Origin of the sequence: Azonexus sp. (genome assembly GCF_049652925.1) — a bacterium.
Lineage (GTDB): Bacteria > Pseudomonadota > Gammaproteobacteria > Burkholderiales > Rhodocyclaceae > Azonexus.
Window position 1 is genome coordinate 40,938 of record NZ_JBASFI010000027.1, and the last position, 25,588, is coordinate 66,525.

The following is a 25,588-nucleotide window of genomic DNA, read 5'->3' on the forward strand; positions in this document are numbered from 1 at the left end:
GTTACTGGAAAGCCCCGGGCGCCAGCATGCTGTTCGGGCGCATCGGGCGGCTGCCGACCGGGAACCGAAATTCCCCGCTCGGCATCAATTCGACCCCTCTTGCCTGACCCGGCGGCCTGACCGCACCACGCAGCGGCGACATATTGGTCAGGCGCAGCGGTACACCACCCGTTTCAATGAGATCGCCACGCGCCACCAGACGATTGCCATCGAACCGCCCCTGCGCCGGCTTGTACAGATCGCCCGGCCCGACCATCAGGTTGTTGAGCAGCCAGACTTCGACATCCGCCCCGATCTTTTCGCCAAAAACGTTCAGAAATTTTCCGGCATGGCTGTCGTTGATCAGCGTGTTGTGCGCCATGTACAGCGCGTTATCCGGCCAGCGCCGGCCTTCGGCGCCGTAGGCGACGATGCTCGGATTGTCCGTCCCGCCACTCTGGCCGATGGCGTTGCCGATGACGTAGGCGAGGCCGCCATTCGGGAACTCCAGTTCGTAGGACGCCCGACCGCCAGCGCCATCGACCAGCATGTTGTACAAAATATGATTTTCGCGGGCCCGCGACTTGACCAGATGGCCGATGTAGCCGTTGCGGAAGCGGCTACCGCGCAGCACGAACTTGCCGATCCCTCCGACATAGAGCAAGTGATGTAAGCTCCCCTTATGGTGCGGCGCATCGGCGAATTCGCTATCGACCACATCCAGGCTCTGTTCCGGTGAGTTCGCCGTCAAGATCCCCGTTTCATTGTCGAAAAAGGCGCAGGACTGGATCGTCAGCTCGCCCTTTTCGAAGCGGATTCCGGCGCCGTTAAGGTCAGCCACCCGGGCGCCACGGAATTCGATGTTCTCAATGCGCACCTTGCCGCCGCGGACGACCCAGATCGCCTTGCCCTCGGCGCTCTTGCCGTCGGCCAGCATGACCGGCCGGGCGCCGGAGCCGCGGATGATGATTTCATTTTTGGCCCAAATTACCGGTTGACCATGGTAATCGCCTGGACGAATCTCGATGACCTCGCCATCCTGCGCCAGCCGCGCCGCCTCGGTAATCGTGGTGATTTTCTCTCCCGGACCGACGACCATCGTCGCCGGCTTGGCGGCAATAGCGGCCAGCTTGGGATCAGCGGCAACCGTCTTCAATTGGCCATCCGGCGAACGGCGGATTTCGCCGAGATAATCCGGCGCCGGCGGTAGCTTGTCGGGAATTTGTGCTGCCACCCACCCGGTCTGAGCCAGGAGCAAGATCAGCAGACCCAAAGGCTGGAGGGTGCGACGGAAGCGTTCTCGAATCATCGGATTCTCCACAGGGCGGAAATTGAGCAGCCAGGTGCGGGCAAGGAAAACGGGAGATCAACCCGTCCCCCATGAAACGGCAGCAAGCATGCATTTGTCAACCGGCCAAGCCGTGGCAATATTCGCCATTCGGCCAAACTGGCGACAACCAGCCAGTCCGCAGCCCAATCCCGTTCATTCCCGTCAGGAGAAATCGATGCCCAGCTCCGCTTCATCCCTCCTTCGCCGCTGCATTTTTGCCGGCCTGCTCGCTGTCGCTTCCAGCTTCGCCACCGCCGAAGCACCACAACAGAAGGCCCAGGTTCCCGGCTATTACCGCCTGATGCTTGGCAATTTCGAAGTCACCGCGCTCTACGATGGCGCCATCGACCTCGACGAAAAACTGCTCAAAAGCATCGCCAAGCGCGACATCCAGCGCCTGCTTGCCCGCCAATTCCTGCAAGGCCCCAAGGTACAGACCGCCGTCAACGCCTACCTGGTCAACACCGGCAGCAAGCTGGTGCTGGTCGACGCCGGTGCCGCCAAGCTGTTCGGGCCGGGCCTCGGCAACATTGTCGATAACCTGAAGGCCGCCGGCTACGCCCCGGAACAGGTCGACACCGTGCTCATCACCCACCTGCATGGCGACCACGTCAATGGTCTGGTCACGGCTGAGGGCAAGGCCGTTTTCACCAACGCCGAAGTCTGGTCAGCCATGGCCGACAACGATTTCTGGTTGAGCGAAGAAATTGCCGCCAAGGCGCCGAAGGACTTCCAGGCCTTCTTCAAGATGTCGCGTGATGCCGCGGCTCCCTACCTGGCCAGCGGCAAGTGGAAAACCTTCGACAGCGACCGCGAATTGCTGGCTGGCGTCAGCAGCGTAGACACCCACGGCCACACCCCGGGCCACGCCAGCTACATGATCCAGAGCGACGACCACCGTCTGCTCATCCTCGGCGACCTGGTGCATAACCATGCCGTCCAGTTTGCCCGGCCCGAAGTTGCCTTTGAATACGACAATGACACCAAACAGGCCGTCGCCACCCGCAAGCGCATTTTCTTCATGGCAGCCAAGGAAAAGCTGATGGTGGCCGGCATGCACCTGCCCTTCCCCGGCATCGGCCACGTCCGCAAGGAATCGGCCGGCGGCTACGCCTGGGTACCGGCCGAATTCGCCCCGATGCCGAAATAGGGCGCCGCATGCAAATCTGGGTCGATGCCGACGCCTGCCCCGGCGTAATCAAGGAAATCATCTTCCGCGCCGCCGAGCGTCGGCAGATCCAGACCATCCTGGTCGCCAACCAGATGCTGCGCACGCCGCCATCGAAGTTCATTCGCGCCATTCAGGTGCCGAGCGGCTTCGATGTCGCCGACGCGCACATCGTCGATCAACTGACGGCAGGCGATCTCGTCATCACCGCCGACATCCCGCTCGCCTCGCTGGTCATAGCGCGCGGCGCCCACGCACTCAACCCGCGTGGCGAGATGTACACCACGGCAACCATCCAGGAACGCCTGACGATGCGTAATTTCATGGAAGAACTGCGTGGCGCCGGCCTCGAAACCGGCGGCCCCAGCGCCTTCAGCCAAGCCGACCGGCAAGCCTTCGCCAATCAGCTCGATCGTTTTCTGGCCAGAATTCCGATTGTCTGATCGGCTTCAACATTGCCATGAGGCAACCACGGGCCAGCCTTTAGCCAGCCCCGCCGGGCCATTAACTGACCCGAAAACCCATCACGTTGCTCATCAAAAACAACTGAGGCTGGGCGTCCAGCCAATCCCTTGCTTCAGCAAGCGTCGGGCGGATTTCGGTTTGGTAGGAAGCTAGGCCGACCACGGCTGGTATATTGATGACCTGCGCCGCCAGTGCTGTGTCGGTGGTCACGAAAACGACCCGGCAATTCGGATGTGATGCATAAGCGCCAAACAGAAGCGCGGCATACTCGGTCAGCACATCCTCGGTCAGCCCGTGTTTCGTCACCGCCGAAAAATCGTTGATGACGTAGCGCGCCTCATCGAAGCGAAAGTCGCTCTGAACATTCTTGACAGACTCGATGAACTCCCAGCCAGGAACAACCCCTGAAAACTGATTGACCACGCCTTCAGGTTCCCAGACGATTTCGTAAGCCATACACCACCTTGGTAAAGGATTAAATCGCAACGACCGCGACCATTCTATTCATTCAAGATAATACATCCGGCACAACCTGTTCAACATCTAGTGCAAGCCATAGGTATCCCGCACGGCCATTTAATTGGACAACCATTGAAAAGAAAAAATCCCCTGTCGGTTGCCCGACAGGGGATTTTTACGGTCGACCGTAAAAAACGGCCAGAACCGAAATTACATCTCGACGGTAGCCGCCTGTTCCACAAACTCCGGAATCTGGTCGAAGTTCATGTAGCGGTACACTTCGGCAGACTTGGCATTGACCAGCTTGATCTGCTCCATGTATTCCGGAACGGTCACGATGCGGCCGGCCAGGGCGCACATGGCGGCCAGTTCGGCGGAACCCAGATAGACCTGGGTGTCGATACCAAGGCGGTTCGGGAAGTTGCGGGTGGAGGTGGAGATCGCGGTGGAACCCTTGCGGATCTGTGCCTGGTTACCCATGCATAGCGAGCAGCCCGGCATTTCCATGCGCGCGCCGGACTTGCCGAGGACGCCGTAGTAGCCTTCTTCGGTCAGGATCAGCGCATCCATCTTGGTCGGCGGGGCGATCCACAGACGGGTCGGGATGTCGGACTTGCCTTCGAGGACCTTGGCGGCAGCACGGAAGTGGCCGATGTTGGTCATGCAGGAGCCGATGAAGACTTCGTCGATCTTGGCGCCGGCGACTTCGGACAGAACCTTCACATCATCCGGGTCGTTCGGGCAGGCCAGGATCGGCTCGGTGACTTCGGCCAGGTCGATTTCGATGACGGCGGCGTACTGGGCGTTGGCGTCAGCCTTGAGCAGCGTGCCATTCTTGATCCAGTCTTCCATGGCGTTGATGCGGCGCTTCAGGGTGCGGGCATCGGCGTAGCCTTCGGCGATCATCCACTTCATCAGCGTGATGTTCGAACGCATGTACTCGACCATCGGTTCCTTGTTCAGGGCGACGGCACAGGCAGCAGCAGAACGCTCGGCGGCGGCGTCGGACAGCTCGAAAGCCTGTTCAACCTTGAGATCCGGCAGGCCTTCGATTTCGAGGATGCGACCGGAGAAGACGTTGATCTTGCCCTTTTTCTCGACGGTCAGCAGGCCGGCCTTGATGGCGTACAGCGGAATGGCGTTGACCAGGTCGCGCAGGGTGATGCCAGGCTGCATCTGGCCCTTGAAGCGGACCAGCACGGATTCCGGCATGTCGAGCGGCATGACGCCGGTGGCGGCGGCAAAGGCGACCAGACCGGAACCGGCCGGGAAGGAGATGCCGATCGGGAAACGGGTGTGCGAGTCACCGCCAGTACCGACGGTATCCGGCAGCAGCAGGCGGTTCAGCCAGGAGTGGATGACGCCGTCGCCCGGACGCAGCGCAACGCCGCCACGGGTCGAGATGAAGGACGGCAGTTCGCGGTGCATCTTGACGTCGACCAGCTTCGGATAGGCGGCGGTGTGGCAGAAGGACTGCATGACGAGATCGGCGGAGAAGCCGAGGCAGGCCAAGTCTTTCAGTTCGTCGCGGGTCATCGGGCCGGTGGTGTCTTGCGAACCCACGGTGGTCATCTTCGGCTCGCAGTAGGTGCCCGGCAGGATGCCGGTCACGCCGCAGGCCTTGCCGACCATCTTCTGGGCCAGCGAGTAGCCCTTGCCATCGTCGGCCGGGTTTTGCGGCAGACGGAACAGGGTGCTTTGCGGCAGACCGAGGAACTCACGCGCCTTGGTGGTCAGGCCACGGCCGATAATCAGGGGGATACGGCCGCCGGCGCGGACTTCATCCATGATCACTAGGGTCTTCAGTTGCGATTCGGCGATCACGGCACCGTTCTTGGTGGCGGTGACCTTGCCGGTGGTCTGATCGACCTTCAGTTCGATCTCGTCGCCCATGTCCATGGCGCTGCAATCGATTTCGATCGGCAGGGCGCCGGCATCTTCCATGGTGTTGAAGAAGATCGGGGCGATCTTGGAACCCAGACAGAAACCGCCGAAACGCTTGTTCGGCACAAACGGGATGTCTTCGCCGGTGAACCACAGCACCGAGTTGGTGGCGGACTTGCGCGAGGAACCGGTACCGACCACGTCGCCGACGTAGGCGATCAGGTTGCCCTTGGCAGCCAGCTTTTCCAGTTGCTTCAACGGACCGCGCGAGCCCGGCTCGTCAGCTTCGATACCCGGACGCGGGTTCTTGAGCATGGCCAGGGCGTGCAGCGGGATGTCAGGACGCGACCAGGCATCCGGTGCCGGCGACAGGTCGTCGGTGTTGGTTTCGCCGGTGACCTTGAAAACGGTCAGCTTCTGCGAAGCCGGCACTTCCGGACGTGAGGTAAACCACTCGGCGTCGGCCCAGGACTGCATGACAGCCTTGGCGTTGGTGGCGGCGGTAGCATTGCTGGACTTGGCCAGTTCGGCGACATCGTGGAAGAAGTCGAACACCAGCAGGGTCTTCTTCAGGCCTTCGGCGGCAACGCTGCCGCAGGTCGGGCAGCCGAGCAGGTCGATGAGCGGCTTGACGTTGTAACCGCCGAGCATGGTGCCGAGCAATTCGGTGGCTTTTTCCTTGGAAATCAGGGCACAGGCTTCTTCGCCCTTGGCAACCTTGGCCAGGAACTCGGCCTTGACCTTGGCGGCATCATCGACACCGGCCGGAACGCGGTAGGTGATCAGCTCGACCAGGGCGGCTTCTTCGCCCTTCGGCGGATTTTTCAGCAGGGCGACCAGTTCGGTGGTCTGTTGCTTCGACAGCGGCAGCGGGGGGATACCGAGGGCTGCACGTTCTGCGACGTGGGCGCGATAGGCTTCAAGCACGGCGACTTCCTTTCGTAAAGGGTTGCTCTGGAAAACGAATATTCTACGACAACGGCGGTCGCCCGATAGTTCGAAAACCGGGCCATCAACCGTGACTTGCGGGTCTTATATATTTTATATGTTATATCACCTGCAAGGCTAGACCCGGATGGCCCAAAACGCTGCCCTAGGGCAAATCGCCCATTTTTTAGGCACCACCCCTAAAAGCCTTGCTGCTCAATGCATTGCAGCATCTGTCCCGAGCTTATCCACAGCCTTGTCCGACCAAAACGGGGATAAAGAGTGCTTATGGTAGGAGTTTTCCTGCCGTCGAATTTGCTGCGGCGCATCAATTCCTAGCCCAAAACCAGGTCGATCGCCCAAAAAACCGACCGATGCGCCATTTCATTTTTAGGCATTTTTCCCGGTTGACCGTGGAACACGGCCAGCCAAGCCGGACAGCTTCGCGATCAGGCGTGTGCGGCACGCTTTGCCCGTACAATTTGTGCCATCACCCAACCGGCCATCGACATGAAATTCCAAGGCACCGATACCTACGTCGCCACTCGCGACCTGACGCTGGCGGTCAACGCCGCCATTGCCCTGCAACGCCCATTGCTCATCAAGGGCGAGCCGGGCACCGGCAAGACCCTGCTCGCCGAGGAAGTTGCCAGCGCGCTGAACATGCCGCTGTTTCAGTGGCACATCAAGTCGACAACCAAGGCCCAGCAGGGCCTCTACGAATACGACGCCGTTTCCCGCCTGCGCGACTCGCAACTCGGCGATCCGCGCGTCGAAGACATCAGCCACTACATCGTGCACGGCGTCCTCTGGCATGCCTTCGAGTGCGACGAGCCGTCGGTCGTCCTGATCGACGAAATCGACAAGGCCGACATCGAATTCCCCAACGACCTGCTGCGCGAGCTGGACCGCATGGAATTCCATTGCTACGAGCTGCACCGCACGATCAAGGCCAAACACCGGCCGCTGATCATCATCACCTCCAACAACGAAAAGGAGCTGCCCGACGCCTTCCTGCGCCGCTGTTTTTTCCACTACATCAAGTTCCCGGACAAGGAAACGATGCAGCGCATCGTCGCCGTCCATTTCCCGGTGCTCAAGCATGAACTGCTCAAGGAAGCACTCGAAGTCTTCTTCGACCTGCGCGACGTCCCGGGCCTCAAGAAAAAGCCCTCAACCAGCGAACTGATCGACTGGCTCAAGCTGCTACTGGCCGAAGACATCCCGCCCGAAGCCCTGCGCGCCAAGGAGGCGAAGGACGCCATCCCGCCGCTGCACGGCGCCCTGCTCAAGAACGAACAGGACGTCCATCTCTTCGAACGCCTGGCTTTCATGGCGCGCCGCAAGCAGCCGTAAATGCTCGTCGATTTTTTCCTGCACCTGAAATCCCGCCAGCTGCCGGTTTCCACCAACGAACTGCTGGCCCTGCTCGAAGCACTGGAAGCCCGGCTGGTCAGCGGCAGCCTTGACGATTTCTACCTCCTCTCGCGCGCCATCCTGGTCAAGGACGAAGCACTTTACGACCGTTTCGACCGCGCCTTCGGCGAGTATTTTCGCGGCATCGAAGCCCTGCCCGGCTTCGCGCCGGAAGTGCCGGAGGAATGGCTCGAAATGGCGGCCCGCCGCCATCTGTCGGAAGCCGACCGCCTCAAGCTGCAGAAACTGAGCTACGAAAAGATATTCGAGCAACTGAAAGAACGACTGGCCGAGCAGAAAGAACGCCATTCCGGCGGCAGCAAGTGGATCGGCACAGCCGGCACCTCGCCCTACGGCCACGGTGGCTACAACCCGGAAGGCGTGCGCATTGGCGGCGAATCGGTCGGCAATCGCACAGCCATCAAGGTCTGGGACCAGCGCGAGTTTCGCAACCTCGACGACTCGGTCGATCTCGGCATTCGCAACATCAAGGTAGCCCTTCGCCGCCTGCGCCGCTTTGCCCGCAAGGGGGCAGCAACCGAACTCGACCTCGACGGCACCATCGCCGGCACCGCCCGCAACGGCGGCTGGCTCGACCTGCACCTCCGGCCGGAACGCCACAACGCCGTCAAGGTCCTGCTCTTTCTCGACATCGGCGGCTCGATGGACGACCACATCCAGGCCTGCGAAGAACTGTTCTCCGCCGCCCGCGCCGAGTTCAAGCATCTCGAACACTTCTACTTCCACAACTGCGTCTATGAAGGCGTGTGGAAAGACAATCGGCGGCGTCATGGCGAAAAGCTGTCGACCTGGGACGTCATCCACACCTACGGCCCCGACTACAAACTGATCTTCGTCGGCGACGCCAGCATGAGCCCCTACGAAATCGCCCGCCCCGGCGGCAGTGTCGAACACTGGAACGAAGAAGCCGGCGCCGTCTGGCTCGAACGCCTGCTCGCCACCTGGCCCCACGCCGCCTGGCTCAACCCGCTACCGGAGGCGCACTGGACCTACACGCCATCGATCCAGATGATCGAGCAATTGCTCGGCAAACGCATGTTTCCGCTGACCATCGACGGCCTGGAACGAGCGATGCGGAGCTTGTCGAAGTAAACGGGGAATTGCCGCTGGGTTTCCGCCTTCGGCCAGGAGCTGCAGGTCAGGTTGAAGGCTGGGATGGCAGCTTCAGAACGCTAAGCCGCCAATGGCCTTAAAGGCATTAATCACTTTGACTGTAAGAACCTCAGAACGCACGCGAGGACTTCTTTGTTCCATGACCACATGAAGGAATGTCCCATATCAAGAATTTCAAACTGGGCGCCATTGATGTTTGTCGCCAAGTATTGACCGTGGGCCAGTGGAAGTAAGGCGTCGTATCGTCCATGTATCACCAGGGTCGGCACGTTAATTCGGGTGACCAGTTGCAAGCGGTCAGGCGATGCCGCAACTGCCAGGCCATGATGGAAACCTGCTGCTATGTCGGGCGAGCGCTGAACTGCAACACGTAAAGCCTGCTCCAGTTGAATCTTTGGGTATGGGCGCGGTCCGCCGTAGGTCACTTTCCAACCGTCACTCATGCTTTGCAGAACACTGTCCAGTGATTGCGGTCGATTCAGTGAGGTAGCGAAGACGTAGTCTAGGTAACTTTGTTCAGGGCCAGGAAGGGAAAAGCGCTCAGTACTATTCCCCATTGTGGCGGCCATGTAAGGCCGATGGTCGGCAGTCGATGAAATCAGCACAATGCGCTTGAGAATATCCGGAAAGCCTGTCGCCAGCAGTTGTGCGATGTATCCGCCCATCGACAGTCCAATGACGGTCGGCTGGTCCAACCCGTAGCTTTGAATGACATCAACCGCATCATCAGTCAGCGCATTGAGGTCATAGGGGTTCGCTTGAAAATCAATCTTTGATGATTTTCCGGTGTCACGGTGGTCATAACGAACTACGTAAAAGCCTGCCGAGGCCAGTTCTTCGCAGAATTCGTCTGGCCAGAAGATACCTTGATTCATCGCCCCCATTACCAACAAGATAGAGGGGTTCTCTGACTTTCCAAATGATTGGGTCCAGAGGTTTAGGCCTCGAGGTGACGTGATGAGTTTCTGCATGAATTAGCTACCATTTAGCAGTTGTCCTGCAAGTGAAAGAATACCTCGAATAGCCGGCCATCAGCGGGAATGGTCAGGGCCACAACTGCTTACTTGATTATTGCAGAAGGTTGTCTGCTCATACGAGAGAGGTCTTCCCGAGCGTCCCCTTCAACTGCATGTCAGCCCGTGGGGCGCAATACTCGAATGGCCGTTTTGGGCGACAAAGTTGCCGACCTTTTCTCCGACTTCCGCAACCTACAACGGCGGCAACCCGCAGCGCTGGCGCGCCTTGTTGCAGGCCGCATGTTCGGTATCGAACTCCCGGCAGGGCGAGGGCCGAACGTCGTAAATCGTGCATTGCACCGCCACACCGACCTCGCCGGCCAGCGCAACGCAGCGCGGCGGGCTGGCGTCGGTGCCGCACAGGCGGACGATGGCTGGCGTCACCGGCACCGTCATTTCCACCGGCACGCCCTGCCCCCAGGCAAAGGCGCCACCGGCCAGCTCGGCCGGGTGGAAATCGACACGCAGGCTGGCGCAGCAGGCGCCGCAGGTCTGGCAGACGCTCATGGCAGGCTGACCCGGCAGCGCCACAACTCGTGGCCTGAGGCGAGATATTTCTTTTCGAAGGGCGTCATCGGGTCATTGGTCTGCCACGGCTCGGCAACCACTGTCTGGCCGCTCAGCAGGCTCAGCGCCTGGGCCATTTCCTCTATGTAGATGCGCCAGTTGCTGCGGCACTCCACCTCGCCGCCCAGTTGGCGCCACACCGGAAACACCGCATGGCCCTGCCAGCGCCGGGTCAGATGGCCGATCTTCGGCCACGGGTTGGGGTAGAGGTTGTAATGGCGGACGAGGCGAATTTTATGCTCGGCGAGCAGGCGCCAGAAATCAACCAGATCGGCGCGGATCAGCGCGGCATTGGCCGGCATCGGCAAGGGTTTGCCGCGGCTGATGCGGTCGACCGACTGATCGACGCCGAAAACGAAATGATCCGGGAAGCTTTCGGCGATGCGCTGCGTGCTCCAGCCGACACCGCAGCCGGCATCGAGGATCAGCGGCGCCTGCGGATTCCACGCCTCGCGTGCCGCCATGGCCAGCGCGAAAGCCTCGCGGTTGTAATCGGCAACTGGCTTCCGGAATGGGTGTGCCATGTGGCGGCGGACGAGCGCTTCGAGGTCGCGGTGCGGTCCTTCCTGGGCGCTCGAAATCAAGCGGGAGTTGCCAGACACGGGTTCGTCCATCATGCCGCCAGCCGTTCCGGCGTCAGCAGGCCCTCGGCGACCAGCGCTGAATCGATATCGGCCGCCCCCTTGATCGGCCGCAGCCGGTCATAAAGCGCTTCAGCCTCCGGGTAATGGCGCCGCATCATCGCCAGCCATTGCTTGAGACGGCCGCCAGCATGCACCGCCACCACTTTCTTGCGTACGCCCAGCCAGTAATCACCAACGGCCGGCCTGATTTCATCCCAGCCTCCGGTTTCCTCTCCACGTACGCGCCGCGCCAGCAGCGGGTCGGCCACGGCACCGCGGCCAACCATAATGTCGGCACAACCGGTCGCCGCCTGGCAATTGCGAAAATCCTCGACGGTCCATACCTCGCCGTTGGCGATCAGCGGAATATCGATGGCGGCGCGCACCCGGTCGATCCACTCCCAGCGCGCCGGCGGGCGATAACCATCAGCCTTGGTCCGGCCATGCACAATCAGTTCGTCGATGCCCGCGGCGACCAGCGCCTGGGCGTTGTCGACGGCCCGGCTGGTATTGTCGATGCCAAGGCGCATCTTGGCCGTAAACGGGATGTGCGCAGGCACCACGGCGCGCACGGCGCTGGCGATCTCGTTCAGTAGCTCGGGTTCGCCGAGCAAGGCAGCCCCGCCGCGATGGCGATTCACCGTCGGTGCCGGGCAGCCAAAATTGAGGTCAATGCCAGCCGGGTTGAGCGTCACCAGCCGCGCCGCATTCGCGGCCATCAAAAACGGATCGGAACCGAGCAACTGGACGCGCATCGGCGTCCCGGCCGCCGTCTTGCTGCCATTCATCAGTTCCGGGCAGATGCGCTCATAGGTTTTGGCCGGCAGCACATTGGCCGAGACCCGGACAAATTCGCAGATGCCCCAGTCGTAGCCGCCAATGGCCGTCAGCACTCCGCGCAACAAATCGTCAGCGAGCCCTTCCATGGGGGCGAGAAGAATGCGGGACATGCGGCGAAATCCGGGTCAGAAAAGGAAGGGGCGAATTATAAGCCGCCGACGCTGGCGAGTTGGCGAGACCAGGAAAACGCGAAGATCGGGGAAGTTGGGAACGATTTGAATTGGCAGACATCGGCCATGAGCGGTCCTTCAAGAAACCGCTCCATTGCTGCTATTCGCCAGATCATTATTGCCATCGGCATAGCGACTTTTCGCCGGTCTGTACTATCATTGCATATGCGGACCGGTGAGTTCGTTGAATAAATGTTAGGTGACTAAATGCTCCGATACGCAGCAGCTCACGCCATTACCTCTTACCAACGCCACCTTTCACCGCTGAAGGGTTATTCATGTGCTTATCGAGCAAAAACAGGCCGCTGCTCCTGCTCTGAGTTCGCGCGCCGCTTTGTATTACGAGCCGGTTTTGTGCGTTTGCTCCAAGTGCTACCGAGGCAATTCGCACGCTGCCGCAAGGCGTCTCTGGCTCTCGCTGATGAGCATGAACAACAGCGCAGGGAAGATGGCACTTGGCACGACCCATACCCTAAAGAGTGTGTCGTTGGCGCCCTCGACTGCGGTGGAACAGCATGCTGCATATGGCCGTTCTGACAAAAATCGGCCACTCATAAAATTACTTCAAAGCTGACATTCGCTGCGAGTTTTGGATGTAAGTGATCAGCTTGATATTCCATATGGTTCAAGGCACGATGCTGGCATGATCACTATTTTTATAATGCTGCGTTAGGCCGCATATGCTTTGGCTCCTATTTCTCTCTGCACCTTTAGTCCTAGCCGCAGGGCTGAGCTTGTTGCCGCACATATCTAGCCGAATCTGGTTCTACATAACTGTCGCAATAGTAATCATCGAAATTGTGTCGCTTGGAAAGCCAAACTCAGCATGGGGGGTTCAGCACGTTCTGGCACTGTGGCTACTTGGCATTTTATTGCCGTGGCTGCTCTCTTTTGCTTTCTTGCGAGTCGCCCACTACCCACGTCGCCCAGTACCGACAGCATGTGGTTTCACCATCGTCTATTTCTTTTCACTTGCAGCGTGTCTTTTTGTTGGCGATTGGTTGGGGCTTATCCCCCAATAAGCAATAACACTACAGTTAAGCCAAGGTATGAACATCCTAGAACTCTATGAAACATACATCGGGATGTGGCCGTGCAGCGTGCAAATTGACGACGCTCATCTGTCAGACCGTGACGCTTCCTTCATTGAGTCGCCGCAACTCATTGTCTTCAACCCGGAGTCAGGTGCGTGACTGGTCGAAAGAAGCTACTTCTCTGGCTTGGTCTGATAGTGTCATTGCCAGCCGGTGGCTATGCAGCATTCTGCTTTGTATTTTACGCTTGGCTGAATGCAGCCGATCCGGTGCGATGGCCTGCTGAGAGGCGTTCAAAAGCGATGCTTGGTGGCAAGCCCCTGGAGGCCCCGTGAATAACTCGGGTAAAGTTAGCCATGCCCAAGGTCGAGAAAGCCGCGCATGGAGCGATTGTGAGGGTTTGGGAGGCGCGATTAGCATGAAGTCCCGTTATCGAGCGTTCCGTCTGCAACCGGCAGGGACGGCGCTTCTCTCTGTGCAGGCCGAAGAGCAACAAAGACGCTCCGGCCATCTTCCCGCCGACGCTGAGTTACTGTGGGAAATTCAAGCAGACAGCTCAGAAGAAGCAGCCGATATTCACCTTTTAAGGCTTGGACTTTCCGGCGCTGGATGCCGGGACATGCTTGAACAGCTAGAACCATTCTCTCGCCAGATGGCGGAAGACCTTTTTTCGACCTTCCCGGACTGGGAGCGCCATCTGACCATCGTTGCTGACGATGGGGAGAATTTCTTTAACGTTCAGGTTCCTGCACCAGAGGGATCGAAGGGCGGCCCTTTGGAAGTGTCATCCCTTTACAACCAAGAGGTGACAGTCTTCTACGCGTCAATTCACCAGCACTTCTTCTCCGTGCTTGGCAATGCCGACGAACCGGGAGGTGCCATAGCACTCATTCGGAAATTGCTCGACGAGCAGCTTGTCGTGGTTTCGTATATCTGCACGGGCGACGCCAACATCAAGGATGGGGTCTTTTCGAGCAACCTAGTTCCGCCCAGTGAGATTCCCGGTGCCAATTACGAGTATTACTACACCACTTCGATGCGTGTGCGCTCATGGAGAGGCACTTACGATGCCGACATCGCCGCCCCATACGTCAGCAGCAGGCCCAAGAACTAGGCCAGGGCTTCCTCTTCCTCGACTTCCTTGCGACGCATCTCGTCAATCTCGTCGCTCGTCAGCTCCTTGATGGCGTGATTTTCAAATACACACCCGGCAATTCACAAGGTAGGGCATCAGCAGGTCGCTTTCGTTCTAAGACTTCTCACCTGCCAATAATGCGCCTTGATCGCGCCATGGTTGCTATGCACTTGTCGTTACAGTAAGGTGTTAAAACTATGGCGATTACACCTGCTCAGTGCAAACAATACCTAGATGACTTGCCGCCAAGCCAGCAAGCACGTTTTCTAGCCCACTTTGGACATCAGCTAACGGTGGTTGCTCGTGACGCATACGAACATCTAGGCCCTGGCGTTGATGATCCACGATGCCTCCGAGATTTGAACGAAATTTACCACCGGATATTTCCACAGATTGGCGCTCTAACAAACGGACTCACCCCGCCATTCGCCAATGAAGACCTAATGCCGTGGCTTCTGGCTAAGGGCAAGCCATCGCTTTCGACACGCTGCCTCGTTGCATTTGAACGTGCAGTAGCGTTGTCATCCAGAGCGCAGACCCCCCTTTAATAACTCGCGCCGTGGGAAGCCATGTCTGAGGTCGAGAAAGCCGCGTATGGAGGGATTGTGAGGGTCTGGGAGAGGCGAGGGGAGTGTTGAAGGAATGAGCTTTGAATGGCCGGAGGTTGCTGGCCTGATCCTGGTGGTGGTTGGACTACATTGGGTAGTCAAACGAAACATCCCTGTCGGGCTTGAGGGCAGGCCGCCATCCTTTTATCTCATCGGGAAATGGGCCGTCCTGGCGGGGCTAGTTGCTATCCTGGCTGGTCTGGTATTGGTGTTCGATCTGCCCAAGCAGATTGCGGTCGATAAGTGCCTGGATGCAGGGGGTAGTTATGACTATGAGCGAGGCCGATGCGAATTAGGCACCCAGGGCAGTTCCCGTTAGTTGCTAGGCACGCCCAAGGTGGAAAAGCCGCGTATAGAGCGATTGTGAGGGTCTGGGAGGGCCGCCAATGACTAAAGGGAAGCGTTTGCGTCTTGCTCTGCTGGCAAGTGCCATCCTGGTCGCGACCAATGCGGTCGCAGAAAGCCCGTATTTCGCCCCTGGTGTAATTAGTCGTGTGCCGGTAGGCAAAGAGAGGACAAAGGGCAATACGATCCGCACCGAGACGGAATGTGTTCAGAGACGGGGAGAGTGGTTCTCCGGTGAGGGATATTCATACTGTGTGCTGCCGTATGCTGACGCGGGAAAGCTGTGCCGGAACTCCAAAGACTGCGTCGGACACTGCATCATGCCTCTGGACAAGAAAGCTCTCGATGGGGCTGAACTGCCTCCCGGCCACGGTTTATGCCAACTTAACGACGTTGTTGATGATTGTGGTCGTTATCACTTCGAGAACGGCAAGGTAAAGATATTCAAGTGTGACTAACCGGAGACAAGGATGAGTAGGCACTGCTGCGACATGATGATGCAACAGTTTGGGCGCTCATGCCCCGACCACGATAGTTCCTCTGACTATCCCGAGGCACTTACGATGCCGACATCGCCGCCCCATATGTCAGCAGCAGGCCCAAGAACTAGGCCAATGCCTCCTCTTCCGCCACACCCTTTGCTGCCGGTCGTGCCTTGGCAAAGCGGACGTTCAGGAACGTAGAAGTGAGTGGCCTGCGCGGCTTTTTGCGCAGGGCCACTCGACTGCCGGGTTATGCCTTGGTGGATACATGTTCAAAGGCAAAGTCGGTGAAGACAACGCGAAACTCGGCCGAGGAGACAAAGAGCATTCGCACTTCAGTTCCCTTGGACGAAATGTCGAACTCCCAATAGCCAAGATCACCCAACTCCGCTTCGAATTCCTTTTCCTTTGGGAATAGCTGCTCGAATACCGACACGCCAGAGAAGGTGAGGGTGTAGTAGATGGGATGGGTGAGATTGATGTCCCAGCCGTCAAACTCCAACACCAGTGACTCTCGCTCAAAGTCACAGGAAATTCGCTTGATTTCAGAGTCATGAAGCGTGAAGCCAGATTGAAATTCAACCAGAGCCGGCGGAAGTCGAAGTTGGATGGCGGAAAGATGGGCGTCGTAGCGCGCGAATACTTCAAGCGCCGCTTCGCAGCCAGACTCCCACCATTCAAGCGTAAAGAACTTCACATTGGCTCCGAGGCATAACAGTTATTCACGAACAGAAACGTCCGGATGATTGCTAATAATACGGACGCGATTGAATCGCCCCTAAGTTTTTGAATGACATGGAGATTATCTGATGCCGGTCTCCTTATCAATCAGCAATCATACGGACAGCACCAACGTCCGGTATGGAGGCGTTTCTTGAGGGGCCGCTCTTGGCCGACTTCTGTCCGATGGCTGAAGACACCGTGCCCAATATAGGTAGCCGCTCTTGGAAAGAAGGCACAGTCAAACCGCGCCCTTCGGTCGCTTGGACGTGCCGCAAGCGGCACGCCATTTACTTTGCACGTTAGGGCTTCAGACCATGACCTCAATGGGCAATCTCTTCGCAATGCTGGCCGCCGAGATTGAACATCCGTATTTATTGGCCTTAGCAGCGTGTATCGCCGCCCCATTTGTTTGGTGGATAGGCTCTTTCACGCCATCGCCTCCTCTTCCGCCACACCCTTGCGACGTATCTCTTCAATCTCGTCGCTCGTCAGCTCCTTGATGGCGTGATTTTCAAATCCACACCCGGCAATTTACAAGCTAGGGCATCAGCAGGTCGCTTTCGCTCTAAGACTTCCCCACCTGCCAACAATGCGCCATGATCGCGCCATGGTTGATATGCCAATAGAGTTGAGGCAGGATGCACGAATGGCCCTCAATCGTTTCATCCTCGCGCTACTTCCCGTCTGGTCAGCAGAGTTTCTGCTGTTTGCTATGGTGCATGGCTATTCGATAACCAATGACCACATCCTTAGCGCTTCATGGCTGGCGTCATCCCTACTTCTCCCCATCGTTGCAGGAAACCGGATAGCACGACAGGGTGGAAATCGCATGGTTGGGTGCGCTGGTGGCGCTTCTGTTTCTGTCGTAACTTTAGTCTGCCTCGTTGTCATCGAGGTTTTCAGCACTTCCGACTGGCTGGCAGTCAGTGGCTTTGCCTTTGCCACAATCATTTTCACGATGCCAATACAGAGCCTCAGCGGCCTTGTTGGTCACTGGATTCACCAACGACCGCGATCAAGGCAGCAAGCACTGTGAATAACGCAGGCAGCCTCGATAGACATGAAGTCCAGATAACCGCATACGGAGCGATTGTGAGGGTTCTGGTGTGATTGATCCGGCAATGAAGAAGGTCACGAAATACTATGGCACATGGGCTGCCATGTGGGTCGCCATCGCCTTCTTCGGCAACACGTTCGCCGGTCACGGTGAATACGGCCTCACTGCCCAATTCGTGCTGGGGATAACAGGGCTACCCCTTGCGCTTCTATCTTGGCAACTCCGTTTTGATGGATCACTAGATGGCACGCTACTGGCAGGGGTAATTGGCTTGGTTCAATGGTCAGTTGTTGCCGAAGCGAATGTGCGTTGGGAAGCCTGGCGAAAGTCACGTCATGGCTGAACCGAAGCAGCGCCCACCTTTCCCGAAGCTATTCTTCATTGGCCTAGTGGTCGCCGGAATCGCTGCGTTTTCGGGGATGGGCTACATGATCACCACCGCCATTGAGATGGTGCGCAGTGGTCGCGGATTGGAAACCTACCGGACCTTCTGGCTCGTGGAGTTCAATTGGTTGAGCTTCTTGGTTCTCGTGGCAGGCACGGTGCTGGCACTGGTCGTTGCTGGATTGATGCGCTTTTGGGAATTCTTGCAGTGGCGCTCGTTGGAGAAGAAATATGGCGACACTGACAAAAACTAGGCTCGTACTTGTGATTCACGGTGTAACCAGTGGCTTCGATACGCGGACCGAGCTCGAACAAAAGTTCTCCAACGCCAATTTCCCCCAAAATATGCCGTCCGAGCTAACTGAAATGCTATTGGAGCAGTATGCAAACTCTGCCTGCTAACACTGCGGTCAAGGCCGCTCCCTCCGGTCGCTGGACGCTGCGCGATAAAGCTCCGCGCAGCGCCCCTTACCTACAACGTTAGAAGTCATGTTCAGTCGCAAACTAATTCTCTGGTTAGCATTCATTGCATCAGGAGCTATTGCTTATCCACTCGTTTTCTGGGAAGCATTCTGGCCACTCGGTCGTGTTATTGCCGGGTGGTATGCAATCCTCGTTATTGTTGTTGTAGTCGCAGCGGGCATTCTTGCCCTGTCAATCAAATGGGGGGCAGTGCAATACCGCCCTGGCTTTTTTGATCTCTTCATTTTTTAGCGTCCATATGCGCACCTCAATCACCAGAGGCCTGATTTTTCTGCCCAGCCTTGTTGCACTCTGGTATTTCATCGGGCAATTTTTTGCTCCCGACGCATGCTTGGACCATGGCGGCAGTTTCAACTATGCCTCGTGGGAATGTAGTTACACGGAAAACTATCCGTACATCGCTACACCGTTTTTCAGCCTTGGCTCGTTCTGGCTTTTCCTATGGTGCGCCACCGCCTCATTGGTCGCACTCCGCTTCTATCGCAGGGGTAGCAATGCCTTCTAACATTCCGGTCAAGGCGCGGCCTTCGGCCGCTGGGACGTCCCGCAAGCGGGCCGCCCCTTACCTTGCACGTTGGGCGTCGCAAACCTTATGAGCACATTCATTCGCAACGTCACCTTCGCTCTGGTCGCACTAACAGTTGTCACAGGTATATTTGTCGAGTCGTTCTTGTCCATTCTTGGGGCACAAATCCCAAACACCACAGAACTTCGCTGGTCGTTAATACTGGGCATGCCAATAGTTCTCTTTCTGTCGTACGCATGGCTAAATCGGCAACCGGCCAAGACCCTGCTTACTGCCGCCGTACAGTCAATCGGATTGCTTGCTCTGTTTATTGCACCCTATGGGTGGGTGGTGCGCCATGCCCAATAAATTAGCGCCCAACACTACGGTCAAGGCCGCTCCCTCCGGTCGCTGGACGCTGCGCGATAAACCGCCGCGCAGCGCCCCTTACCTACAACGTTCCTGAGCGTCCGCTTTCCCAACTGGCCTATGTCCGCAAAGGGCACCAAGCAGTCCGTCCGCCCCCCTACCCCGCCAGTGCCGCCGTAACGATCGCCTGCGCCTCGCTGACCAGTTCGGCGAGATGTTCGGCGCTCTTGAAGCTTTCGGCGTAGAGCTTGTAGATGTCTTCGGTGCCCGATGGGCGGGCGGCGAACCAGCCGTTGGCGGTGCTTACCTTGAGGCCGCCGATGGCGGCGCCATTGCCGGGGGCCGTGGTCAGGCGGGCGGTAATCGCTTCGCCGGCCAGCGTTAAAGCGCTGACCTTGTCGCCGGTCAGTTGCTTGAAGGCGGCTTTCTGTTCGCGACTGGCCGGGGCGTCGATGCGGGTGTAGTACGGCGTGCCGTAACGGGCGGCGAGTTCCTGGTAATGGCGGCCAGGATCCTGGCCGGTGACGGCGGTGATTTCGGCGGCGAGCAGGCCGAGGATGATGCCGTCCTTGTCGGTGGTCCACACCGTGCCGTCACGCTTGAGGAAACTGGCGCCAGCGCTTTCCTCGCCGCCGAAGCAGATGCTGCCGTCGAGCAGGCCGGCCGAAAACCACTTGAAGCCGACCGGCACTTCGTAGAGCGTGCGGTCCAACCCGGCGACAACACGGTCGATCAGGCCACTCGACACCAGGGTTTTGCCGACCGCCGAAGCCGCCGACCATTGCGGACGATGGGACAGCAGGTACTGAATGGCGACGGCGAGGTAATGGTTGGGATTGACCAGGCCCAGCGAGGGCGTGACGATGCCGTGGCGGTCGACATCGGCGTCATTGCCCCAGGCAATGTCGAAGCGGTCCTTGAGGGCGACCAGGCTGGCCATGGCATAGGGGCTGGAACAATCCATGCGGATTTTGCCGTCGTGATCGACAGTCATGAAGCCGAAGGCCGGATCGACCGCCGGATTCACCACCTCGATGTCGAGGCCGTAATGCTCGGCAATCGGCTGCCAGTAGGCGACGGCCGCGCCGCCCAGCGGATCGACGCCGATGCGCAGCTTGGCCTTGCGAATCGCGTCCATGTCGATGACCTCGCCGAGTTCCGCGATGTAGGGCGTCATCAGGTCGACCGCCCGGGTCGTCGGTGCGGCCAGGGCCTGCGCGTAGGGAAGCCGCTTGACGCCGCGATTGCCGTCGGCCAGCAGGGCATTGGCGCGCTGCTCGATCCAGCCCGTAACGTCGGTGTCGGCCGGGCCGCCGTGCGGCGGGTTGTACTTGATGCCGCCATCCTGCGGCGGATTGTGCGAGGGGGTGATGACGATGCCGTCGGCACGCTCGGCCAGATTGCCGGCATTATGGACGAGGATGGCGCGCGAAATGACGGGTGTCGGCGTGTAGCCGTCATCGGCCTGGAGATGCGTTAGCACGCCGTTGGCGGCGAGAACTTCGAGGGCAGTCAGCTGGGCTGGGCCGGATAGCGCGTGGGTATCCTTGCCGAGGAAGAGCGGGCCGCTGATGCCGGCCTGGGCGCGGTATTCGGCGACGGCCTGGGCGATGGCGAGAATGTGCGCCTCGTTGAAACTGCCATTGAGTGCCGTGCCGCGATGCCCGCTGGTGCCGAAGGCAACGCGCTGGGCCGGATCGCTGGCGTCCGGCAGATTCCGGTAGGCCGCCAGCAGGGCGGGAATGTCGGTCAGGCTGGATTTCGGGGCCGGCTGGCCGGCAAGGGGATGCGCCATGGTGATGTCCTGGGGTAGAGGTTTTCCGGCCGCTTGCCGGCATCTGCCAGCAGCGGGGACGACATGGTAACAAAGGTTTATGACCGGCAAGTATTTCGCACTCAGCAACGGGACGACCGGCGACTGGATTCTGCACCCAACCGCCGGCAGGAACTGTGCCCTGGCGCATATAATCCCACCCCATGCTGCGCTTAGTTCTCGATACCAATGTCGTCCTCGACCTCTTTCACTGGGGCAATACCGATGCCGTGCCGATCATGGCGGCGCTGGAGGCCGGGCGGATTCAATGTGTCGTCGACGCCCGCACGCTCGACGAGCTGCAACGCGTGCTGACCTATCCGCAACTCAAGCTGACGCCTGACATGATGGTCGAACGCTACGCCCGCTACACCAGTCTGGTCGAGGTTTTTCCCGAAGGCGAAGCGCCGAAGCTGCCGCGCTGCAAGGACAGGGACGACCAGAAATTCCTTGAGCTGGCCGCCCGCTGCGGTGCCAACCTGCTGGTCAGCAAGGACAAGGCGCTGCTCTGCTTGCGCGGGAGAACCACCCTTGGCTTCCAGATCGTCAAACCGGCGGCGGCATCGCTGTTACTGGCAACTTGAGGCAAACCTGGCGCCCGACTTGAATCCCACGGTCAACCGGAAAAAACGGCCAAAATCGAAAAATGAAATGCGGGGCGGATCGAGTTGGCGTTACTTGCCGTCAGTCTCGTATATCTGCGAGAGCAGCAGGTGAAACGCAGAGGTACGCGCCGGCTCGGTCGGGCGAACGACCCCGTGCTCCTGCAAGACGGCGATCAATTTCATTGGCGCAACGTGCTTGTCGCCAACGATCTCGACATGCCCGGCCTGCACTTCGACACGCGTCAGCCGGTGATCGTCTTCAACCATGGCATTGCGCTGCTCGGCCAGCGAGAAAATGTCGTCGTCCTCGATGCAACGGCCGTTCTCCTCATGGCGACAGGCATCGCGCTCATCGGTATCGATTTTCAGATAGCGGACGACTTGATCGGTCAATGCGCCCGGCTCGCGAATAAACCGCGACGAGTAGGTGATGTCTGCCCACTTCGGACCGGTCGCCACGTAGCAACTCAAGGGCAGTAGCCCGAGCGTCAGCGGGTACAACCAGGATTTGCCGCAGGTGCGGGCCGCCTCTATTCCCGAGAAAGGCCCCGAGACGGTGACCAGGCGCAAATCGACGTGCGGCGTACGGGTCGATTCGGTCAGTGTGCCGCGGGCGATCAACGCGCCCTGGCTGTGGCCGATCACCGTCACCTGCGGCACATGCGACTGCTCGACGAGTTGCTCGATTGCCGCCCTCAGTGCAGCCGCACTGTGCGCCAGTTTGGCCCGGTCATCATAGGTAAAGCAGGCCGATTGCTGACCATGGAAGGCCAGCACCTGAGCCAGGCCGCGAAACTGGCCCGATGAGCCAAAACAACCATGGACCAGCACGTTGATCGGCTGGCTCGCATCAAATCGCAAGCTTCGATCCGGATTGTCCGTGCACGGCCCTAGGCCGGGAATGTTGATGGTGACGCTGGGCTGCGGTTGGTGGCCGGGTTCGAGATCGAGCGCATGCGTCGCCTGGCGCGTCGCGCAGCCACCAAGAAGACTGACGGCGACCATGAAGAAAGCGATGCGAACCATGTTGGACACCTGACAGATTTGACGGGAGCGCTGAATCCTACGGTCAACCGGAAAAAATAGCCAAAATCAAAATAACGAGCGAACTTTGGTTTGCCCTTCAAACACCTTCCGGACTCCCCGGCAGCGCGAGCGTTTCGCTATCGTCCTTCAAACCGATCCCGGTCAGTTGCCGGGCCAGGGCGGCACGGATCAGCCAGGCCAGCTTGACCGAGGCGGCGGCCGGCGTCAGCCCGGCCGGGCGGATGTTGGAAAGGCAATTGCGCTCGGCGTCGAGCCGGCCGATCTTCGGCGCGAAAGTCAGGTAGGCGCCGAGGCTGTCCGGTGACGAGAGGCCCGGTCGCTCGCCCAGGATGACGAGCACCAGCCGCGCCCCGAGCACGGCGCCAACTTCATCGCCCAGCGCCACCCGGCCCTGGCGGGCAATGACCGGCGGTGCGATACGCAAGCCATCGAGCAGGGGCAACAGGGCATCCAGCAGCGGCAAGGCGTTCTCATGCACGGCGGTCGCCGAGAGGCCGTCGGCAATCACGATGGCTACATCGGGTGCATCGGGAGGACGCTGGGCGAGAAGCTTCGCGGCGCTGGCCTCGTCGAGACAGCGGCCGAGGTCGGGGCGTTGCAAGTAGGTGTGGCGGTCGATGGCCCGGCTATGGACAACGAGCGGTTCGGCCCCGCCCATCTCGCGCCAGCGGGCAACCAGCCCGTCGACATCGAGCGCCTGATGCACGGCGTCGCGGGCCAGGGCATGGGCGACATCGAAACTGAGGACGGCAGCCGTCGGCAGACTATTGCCGGCGCGGCCCAGGGCAATGCGGGCGGCGGTCAGCGTCGCCAGCGCTTGCCAAGGGTCCGGGCGCTTCATTGCAGGCGCCGCCGCAGGTCGGCCAACAGCCGATGATCGGGACTGGCCGGCAGCAGGCGCCCCGCCCGGTCGGTCAAACCCATGTTCTCCAGCCAGACTTCGAATTCCGGTGCGCGCTTCAAGCCCAGCGCCTGACGCACGAACAGCTGGTCGTGGAAGGAGGTGCTCTGGTAATTGAGCATGATGTCGTCGGCCCCCGGCACGCCCATGATGAAATTGACCCCGGCTGTGCCGAGCAGCACGAGCAGGTTGTCGATGTCGTCCTGATCGGCTTCGGCATGGTTGGTGTAGCAGATGTCACAGCCCATCGGCAGACCGAGCAGCTTGCCGCAGAAATGGTCCTCCAGCCCGGCGCGGATGATCTGCTTGCCGTCGTAGAGATATTCCGGGCCGATGAAACCGACCACGGTATTGACCAGCAGCGGCTTGAAATGGCGGGCCACGGCGTAGGCGCGCGCCTCGCAGGTCTGCTGGTCAACGCCGTGGTGGGCGTTGGCCGACAGGGCACTGCCCTGCCCGGTTTCGAAATACATGACGTTGTCGCCGACCGTCCCGCGTTTAAGCGATAGCGCCGCCTCCCTCGCCTCGTGGAGCAGGGCAAGGTTGATGCCGAAGCCGGCATTGGCTGCCTCGGTGCCGGCGATGGACTGGAAGACCAGATCGACCGGCAGGCCCGCCTCGATGGCGCGGATCTGGCTGCTGACGTGGGTCAGGACGCAGGATTGGGTCGGAATTTCGAAGCGGCCGATCAATTCGTCGAGCATCCGCCACAAGCTGGCGAGCGCCGGCAGGCTGTCCGAAGCCGGGTTGATGCCGATCACCGCGTCGCCAACGCCGTACATCAGGCCGTCGAGCATCGAAGCGGCGATGCCGCTGGCATCGTCGGTCGGATGATTCGGCTGCAGGCGCACGGCCAGCCGGCCGGGCAGGCCGATGGTGTCGCGGAAAGCGGTGACCACCCGGCACTTGCGGGCCACCGCGATGAGATCCTGATTGCGCATGAGCTTGCTGACCGCCGCCGCCATTTCCGGCGTGATACCCGGCGCCAGCGCCGCCAGTTCGGCCTCGCCCGTCGTCTCGTCGAGCAGCCATTCGCGGAATTCACCGACCGTCAGCGAAGCGACCGGCGCGAAGGCCGCGGCGTCGTGGCTATCGACGATCAAGCGGGTGACTTCGTCGATTTCGTAGGGGATCAGCGCCGCATCGAGAAAGCAACGCAAGGGCAGATCAGCCAGCACCAGCCGTGCTGCCATCCGCTCGGCCGCACTCTGGGCAGCGATGCCGGCCAGCGCATCGCCGGAACGGGCCGGGCTGGCCTTGGCCAGCACTTCGCGCAGATCGGCGAAGCGATAGCCTTGCGAACCGACGCTGGCCCGATAGCTCATGTCATTGGCGCCGGCGGAAAACCCAGCTCTTGTCGTCGGATGCTTCGGGGGCGAAAGCGTAGCCGTCGCTGTCAAAATCCTTGAGCCCTTCCGGCTCGCTCAACCGATTGACCACGGCGTAGCGCGTCATCAGGCCGCGCGCCCGCTTGGCGTAGAAGCTGATGATCTTGTATTTGCCGCTCTTCCAGTCCTCGAACACCGGCTGGATGACCGTCCCGTTGATCTTGCGACCGACGGCGGCCTTGAAATACTCCTCGGAAGCGAGGTTGACCGCGACCGGCCGTGGCATTTCCGCCAGTTCGGCATTGATCGCATCGAGCAGGCGCTCGCCCCAGTAGGCGTAAAGATCCTTGCCGGCCTTGTTGGCGAACTTGGTGCCCATTTCCAGGCGATAGGGCTGCATGAGGTCGAGCGGCTTGAGGATGCCGTAGAGGCCGGAGAGGATACGCACGCGTTGCTGGGCGAAATCGAGATCGTCGGCGCCCAGCGTTTTTGCCGCCAGCCCGTCGTACACGTCGCCGTCAAAAGCCAGCACGGCCTGCTTGGCGTTTTCCGGCGTGAAAGGCAGCGACCAGTCGGCGTAACGATTGAAATTGAGCAGCGCCAGCGGGTCGGAGAGGTCCATCAAATTTGCGATATCGGCCGGCGACAGTTTGCGCAGCTTTTTGATCAAGGCTTCCGAGTGCTTCAGGTAGGCCGGCTGGGTGTGCGTGGCGACGTGCGGCGGGGTCTTGTAATCAAGCGATTTGGCGGGGGACAGGAAGATCAGCATGGTCGGTTGGCGCGGGTTGGCA

Annotated in this window: 26 protein-coding genes; 13 read left to right on the plus strand and 13 right to left on the minus strand. The window is 59.7% G+C overall.

Features of this window, described 5'->3' with window-relative positions:
- Position 1: 1 nt before the first annotated feature.
- Positions 2–1,288 carry a hypothetical protein gene (locus WBK19_RS14740; protein WP_511290995.1) on the minus strand — a complete coding sequence of 429 codons (1,287 nt, stop codon included), beginning with the start codon at positions 1,286–1,288 and terminating at the stop codon, positions 2–4.
- 196 nt (positions 1,289–1,484) lie between these two features.
- Here WBK19_RS14740 and WBK19_RS14745 point away from each other — a divergent pair, with 196 nt between their 5' ends.
- Together WBK19_RS14745 and WBK19_RS14750 are read left to right on the plus strand one after the other, a co-directional pair.
- On the plus strand, positions 1,485–2,459 hold the full coding sequence (locus WBK19_RS14745) for an MBL fold metallo-hydrolase (protein ID WP_511290997.1): 975 nt from the start codon (positions 1,485–1,487) through the stop codon (positions 2,457–2,459).
- An 8-nt stretch (positions 2,460–2,467) separates the two neighbouring features.
- Positions 2,468–2,920, plus strand: a complete 453-nt coding sequence (locus WBK19_RS14750) for a YaiI/YqxD family protein (RefSeq protein WP_511290999.1) — start codon at positions 2,468–2,470, stop codon at positions 2,918–2,920.
- Positions 2,921–2,981: 61 nt separating this feature from the next.
- Here WBK19_RS14750 and WBK19_RS14755 read toward each other — a convergent pair whose 3' ends face one another.
- Positions 2,982–3,398, minus strand: a complete 417-nt coding sequence (locus WBK19_RS14755; RefSeq protein WP_511291001.1) for a hypothetical protein — start codon at positions 3,396–3,398, stop codon at positions 2,982–2,984.
- Between the two features lie 213 nt (positions 3,399–3,611).
- Positions 3,612–6,212: a bifunctional aconitate hydratase 2/2-methylisocitrate dehydratase gene (acnB, locus tag WBK19_RS14760; RefSeq protein ID WP_511291003.1), complete on the minus strand. Its 2,601-nt coding sequence runs from the start codon at positions 6,210–6,212 to the stop codon at positions 3,612–3,614.
- A 510-nt stretch (positions 6,213–6,722) separates the two neighbouring features.
- Between acnB and WBK19_RS14765 the strand changes: the two genes are divergently transcribed.
- The gene (locus WBK19_RS14765) at positions 6,723–7,568 is read left to right on the plus strand and encodes an AAA family ATPase (protein WP_511291005.1); all 846 of its coding nucleotides are present in this window, start codon (positions 6,723–6,725) and stop codon (positions 7,566–7,568) included.
- Entirely contained in the window at positions 7,569–8,741 is a 1,173-nt protein-coding gene (locus WBK19_RS14770) for a vWA domain-containing protein (RefSeq protein ID WP_511291007.1), read from the plus strand.
- A gap of 110 nt (positions 8,742–8,851) precedes the next feature.
- On the opposite strand, the gene WBK19_RS14775 is transcribed toward WBK19_RS14770, so the two are convergent.
- The 4 genes from WBK19_RS14775 to WBK19_RS14790 all read right to left on the minus strand — a co-directional run bounded on the left by WBK19_RS14775 (position 8,852) and on the right by WBK19_RS14790 (position 11,918).
- Positions 8,852–9,733: an alpha/beta fold hydrolase gene (locus tag WBK19_RS14775; RefSeq protein WP_511291009.1), complete on the minus strand. Its 882-nt coding sequence runs from the start codon at positions 9,731–9,733 to the stop codon at positions 8,852–8,854.
- Between the two features lie 237 nt (positions 9,734–9,970).
- Positions 9,971–10,285: a YkgJ family cysteine cluster protein gene (locus WBK19_RS14780; RefSeq protein ID WP_511291011.1), complete on the minus strand. Its 315-nt coding sequence runs from the start codon at positions 10,283–10,285 to the stop codon at positions 9,971–9,973.
- Entirely contained in the window at positions 10,282–10,962 is a 681-nt protein-coding gene (gene trmB, locus WBK19_RS14785) for a tRNA (guanine(46)-N(7))-methyltransferase TrmB (RefSeq protein ID WP_511291013.1), read from the minus strand. The genes WBK19_RS14780 and trmB overlap by 4 nt, the downstream gene beginning before the upstream one ends.
- Complete coding sequence (locus WBK19_RS14790) at positions 10,959–11,918, minus strand: tRNA dihydrouridine synthase (protein WP_511291015.1); 960 nt, start codon at positions 11,916–11,918, stop codon at positions 10,959–10,961. The genes trmB and WBK19_RS14790 overlap by 4 nt, the downstream gene beginning before the upstream one ends.
- A gap of 267 nt (positions 11,919–12,185) precedes the next feature.
- Here WBK19_RS14790 and yidD point away from each other — a divergent pair, with 267 nt between their 5' ends.
- The 4 genes from yidD (at position 12,186) to WBK19_RS14810 (ending at position 15,558) form a co-directional block, all read left to right on the plus strand.
- The gene (gene yidD, locus WBK19_RS14795; RefSeq protein WP_511291017.1) at positions 12,186–12,515 is read left to right on the plus strand and encodes a membrane protein insertion efficiency factor YidD; all 330 of its coding nucleotides are present in this window, start codon (positions 12,186–12,188) and stop codon (positions 12,513–12,515) included.
- Positions 12,516–13,430: 915 nt separating this feature from the next.
- On the plus strand, positions 13,431–14,126 hold the full coding sequence (locus WBK19_RS14800; RefSeq protein ID WP_511291019.1) for a hypothetical protein: 696 nt from the start codon (positions 13,431–13,433) through the stop codon (positions 14,124–14,126).
- A gap of 663 nt (positions 14,127–14,789) precedes the next feature.
- On the plus strand, positions 14,790–15,074 hold the full coding sequence (locus WBK19_RS14805) for a hypothetical protein (protein WP_511291021.1): 285 nt from the start codon (positions 14,790–14,792) through the stop codon (positions 15,072–15,074).
- A 67-nt stretch (positions 15,075–15,141) separates the two neighbouring features.
- Entirely contained in the window at positions 15,142–15,558 is a 417-nt protein-coding gene (locus WBK19_RS14810; RefSeq protein WP_511291023.1) for a hypothetical protein, read from the plus strand.
- A 274-nt stretch (positions 15,559–15,832) separates the two neighbouring features.
- Here the strand turns inward: WBK19_RS14810 and WBK19_RS14815 are convergent, their stop codons facing one another.
- Positions 15,833–16,279 (minus strand): hypothetical protein, encoded by a 447-nt coding sequence (locus WBK19_RS14815; protein ID WP_511291025.1) that lies wholly within the window; start codon positions 16,277–16,279, stop codon positions 15,833–15,835.
- Positions 16,280–16,951: 672 nt separating this feature from the next.
- On the opposite strand from WBK19_RS14815, the gene WBK19_RS14820 reads away from it, so the two are divergent.
- The 4 genes from WBK19_RS14820 to WBK19_RS14835 all read left to right on the plus strand — a co-directional run bounded on the left by WBK19_RS14820 (position 16,952) and on the right by WBK19_RS14835 (position 18,460).
- Entirely contained in the window at positions 16,952–17,341 is a 390-nt protein-coding gene (locus WBK19_RS14820; RefSeq protein WP_511291027.1) for a hypothetical protein, read from the plus strand.
- An 85-nt stretch (positions 17,342–17,426) separates the two neighbouring features.
- Positions 17,427–17,705, plus strand: a complete 279-nt coding sequence (locus WBK19_RS14825; protein ID WP_511291029.1) for a hypothetical protein — start codon at positions 17,427–17,429, stop codon at positions 17,703–17,705.
- Positions 17,698–18,000, plus strand: coding sequence for a hypothetical protein (locus WBK19_RS14830; protein ID WP_511291031.1), 303 nt, complete (start codon positions 17,698–17,700; stop codon positions 17,998–18,000). Before WBK19_RS14825 ends, WBK19_RS14830 begins: the two co-directional genes overlap by 8 nt.
- A gap of 235 nt (positions 18,001–18,235) precedes the next feature.
- The gene (locus WBK19_RS14835; protein ID WP_511291033.1) at positions 18,236–18,460 is read left to right on the plus strand and encodes a hypothetical protein; all 225 of its coding nucleotides are present in this window, start codon (positions 18,236–18,238) and stop codon (positions 18,458–18,460) included.
- A gap of 800 nt (positions 18,461–19,260) precedes the next feature.
- Here the strand turns inward: WBK19_RS14835 and pgm are convergent.
- Positions 19,261–20,898: a phosphoglucomutase (alpha-D-glucose-1,6-bisphosphate-dependent) gene (gene pgm, locus WBK19_RS14840; protein ID WP_511291035.1), complete on the minus strand. Its 1,638-nt coding sequence runs from the start codon at positions 20,896–20,898 to the stop codon at positions 19,261–19,263.
- A 182-nt stretch (positions 20,899–21,080) separates the two neighbouring features.
- Between pgm and WBK19_RS14845 the strand changes: the two genes are divergently transcribed.
- Positions 21,081–21,500, plus strand: a complete 420-nt coding sequence (locus WBK19_RS14845) for a putative toxin-antitoxin system toxin component, PIN family (protein ID WP_511291037.1) — start codon at positions 21,081–21,083, stop codon at positions 21,498–21,500.
- Between the two features lie 90 nt (positions 21,501–21,590).
- On the opposite strand, the gene WBK19_RS14850 is transcribed toward WBK19_RS14845, so the two are convergent.
- The 4 genes from WBK19_RS14850 to yaaA form a co-directional block, all read right to left on the minus strand.
- A complete protein-coding gene (locus WBK19_RS14850; protein WP_511291039.1) occupies positions 21,591–22,547 on the minus strand; it encodes an esterase/lipase family protein in 957 nt (318 codons plus the stop codon).
- A 97-nt stretch (positions 22,548–22,644) separates the two neighbouring features.
- Positions 22,645–23,409 (minus strand): ethanolamine ammonia-lyase subunit EutC, encoded by a 765-nt coding sequence (gene eutC / locus WBK19_RS14855; RefSeq protein ID WP_511291041.1) that lies wholly within the window; start codon positions 23,407–23,409, stop codon positions 22,645–22,647.
- Complete coding sequence (locus WBK19_RS14860) at positions 23,406–24,794, minus strand: ethanolamine ammonia-lyase subunit EutB (protein ID WP_511291043.1); 1,389 nt, start codon at positions 24,792–24,794, stop codon at positions 23,406–23,408. Before WBK19_RS14860 ends, eutC begins: the two co-directional genes overlap by 4 nt.
- 1 nt (position 24,795) lies before the next feature.
- Positions 24,796–25,566, minus strand: a complete 771-nt coding sequence (gene yaaA, locus WBK19_RS14865) for a peroxide stress protein YaaA (protein WP_511291045.1) — start codon at positions 25,564–25,566, stop codon at positions 24,796–24,798.
- Positions 25,567–25,588: the final 22 nt, after the last annotated feature.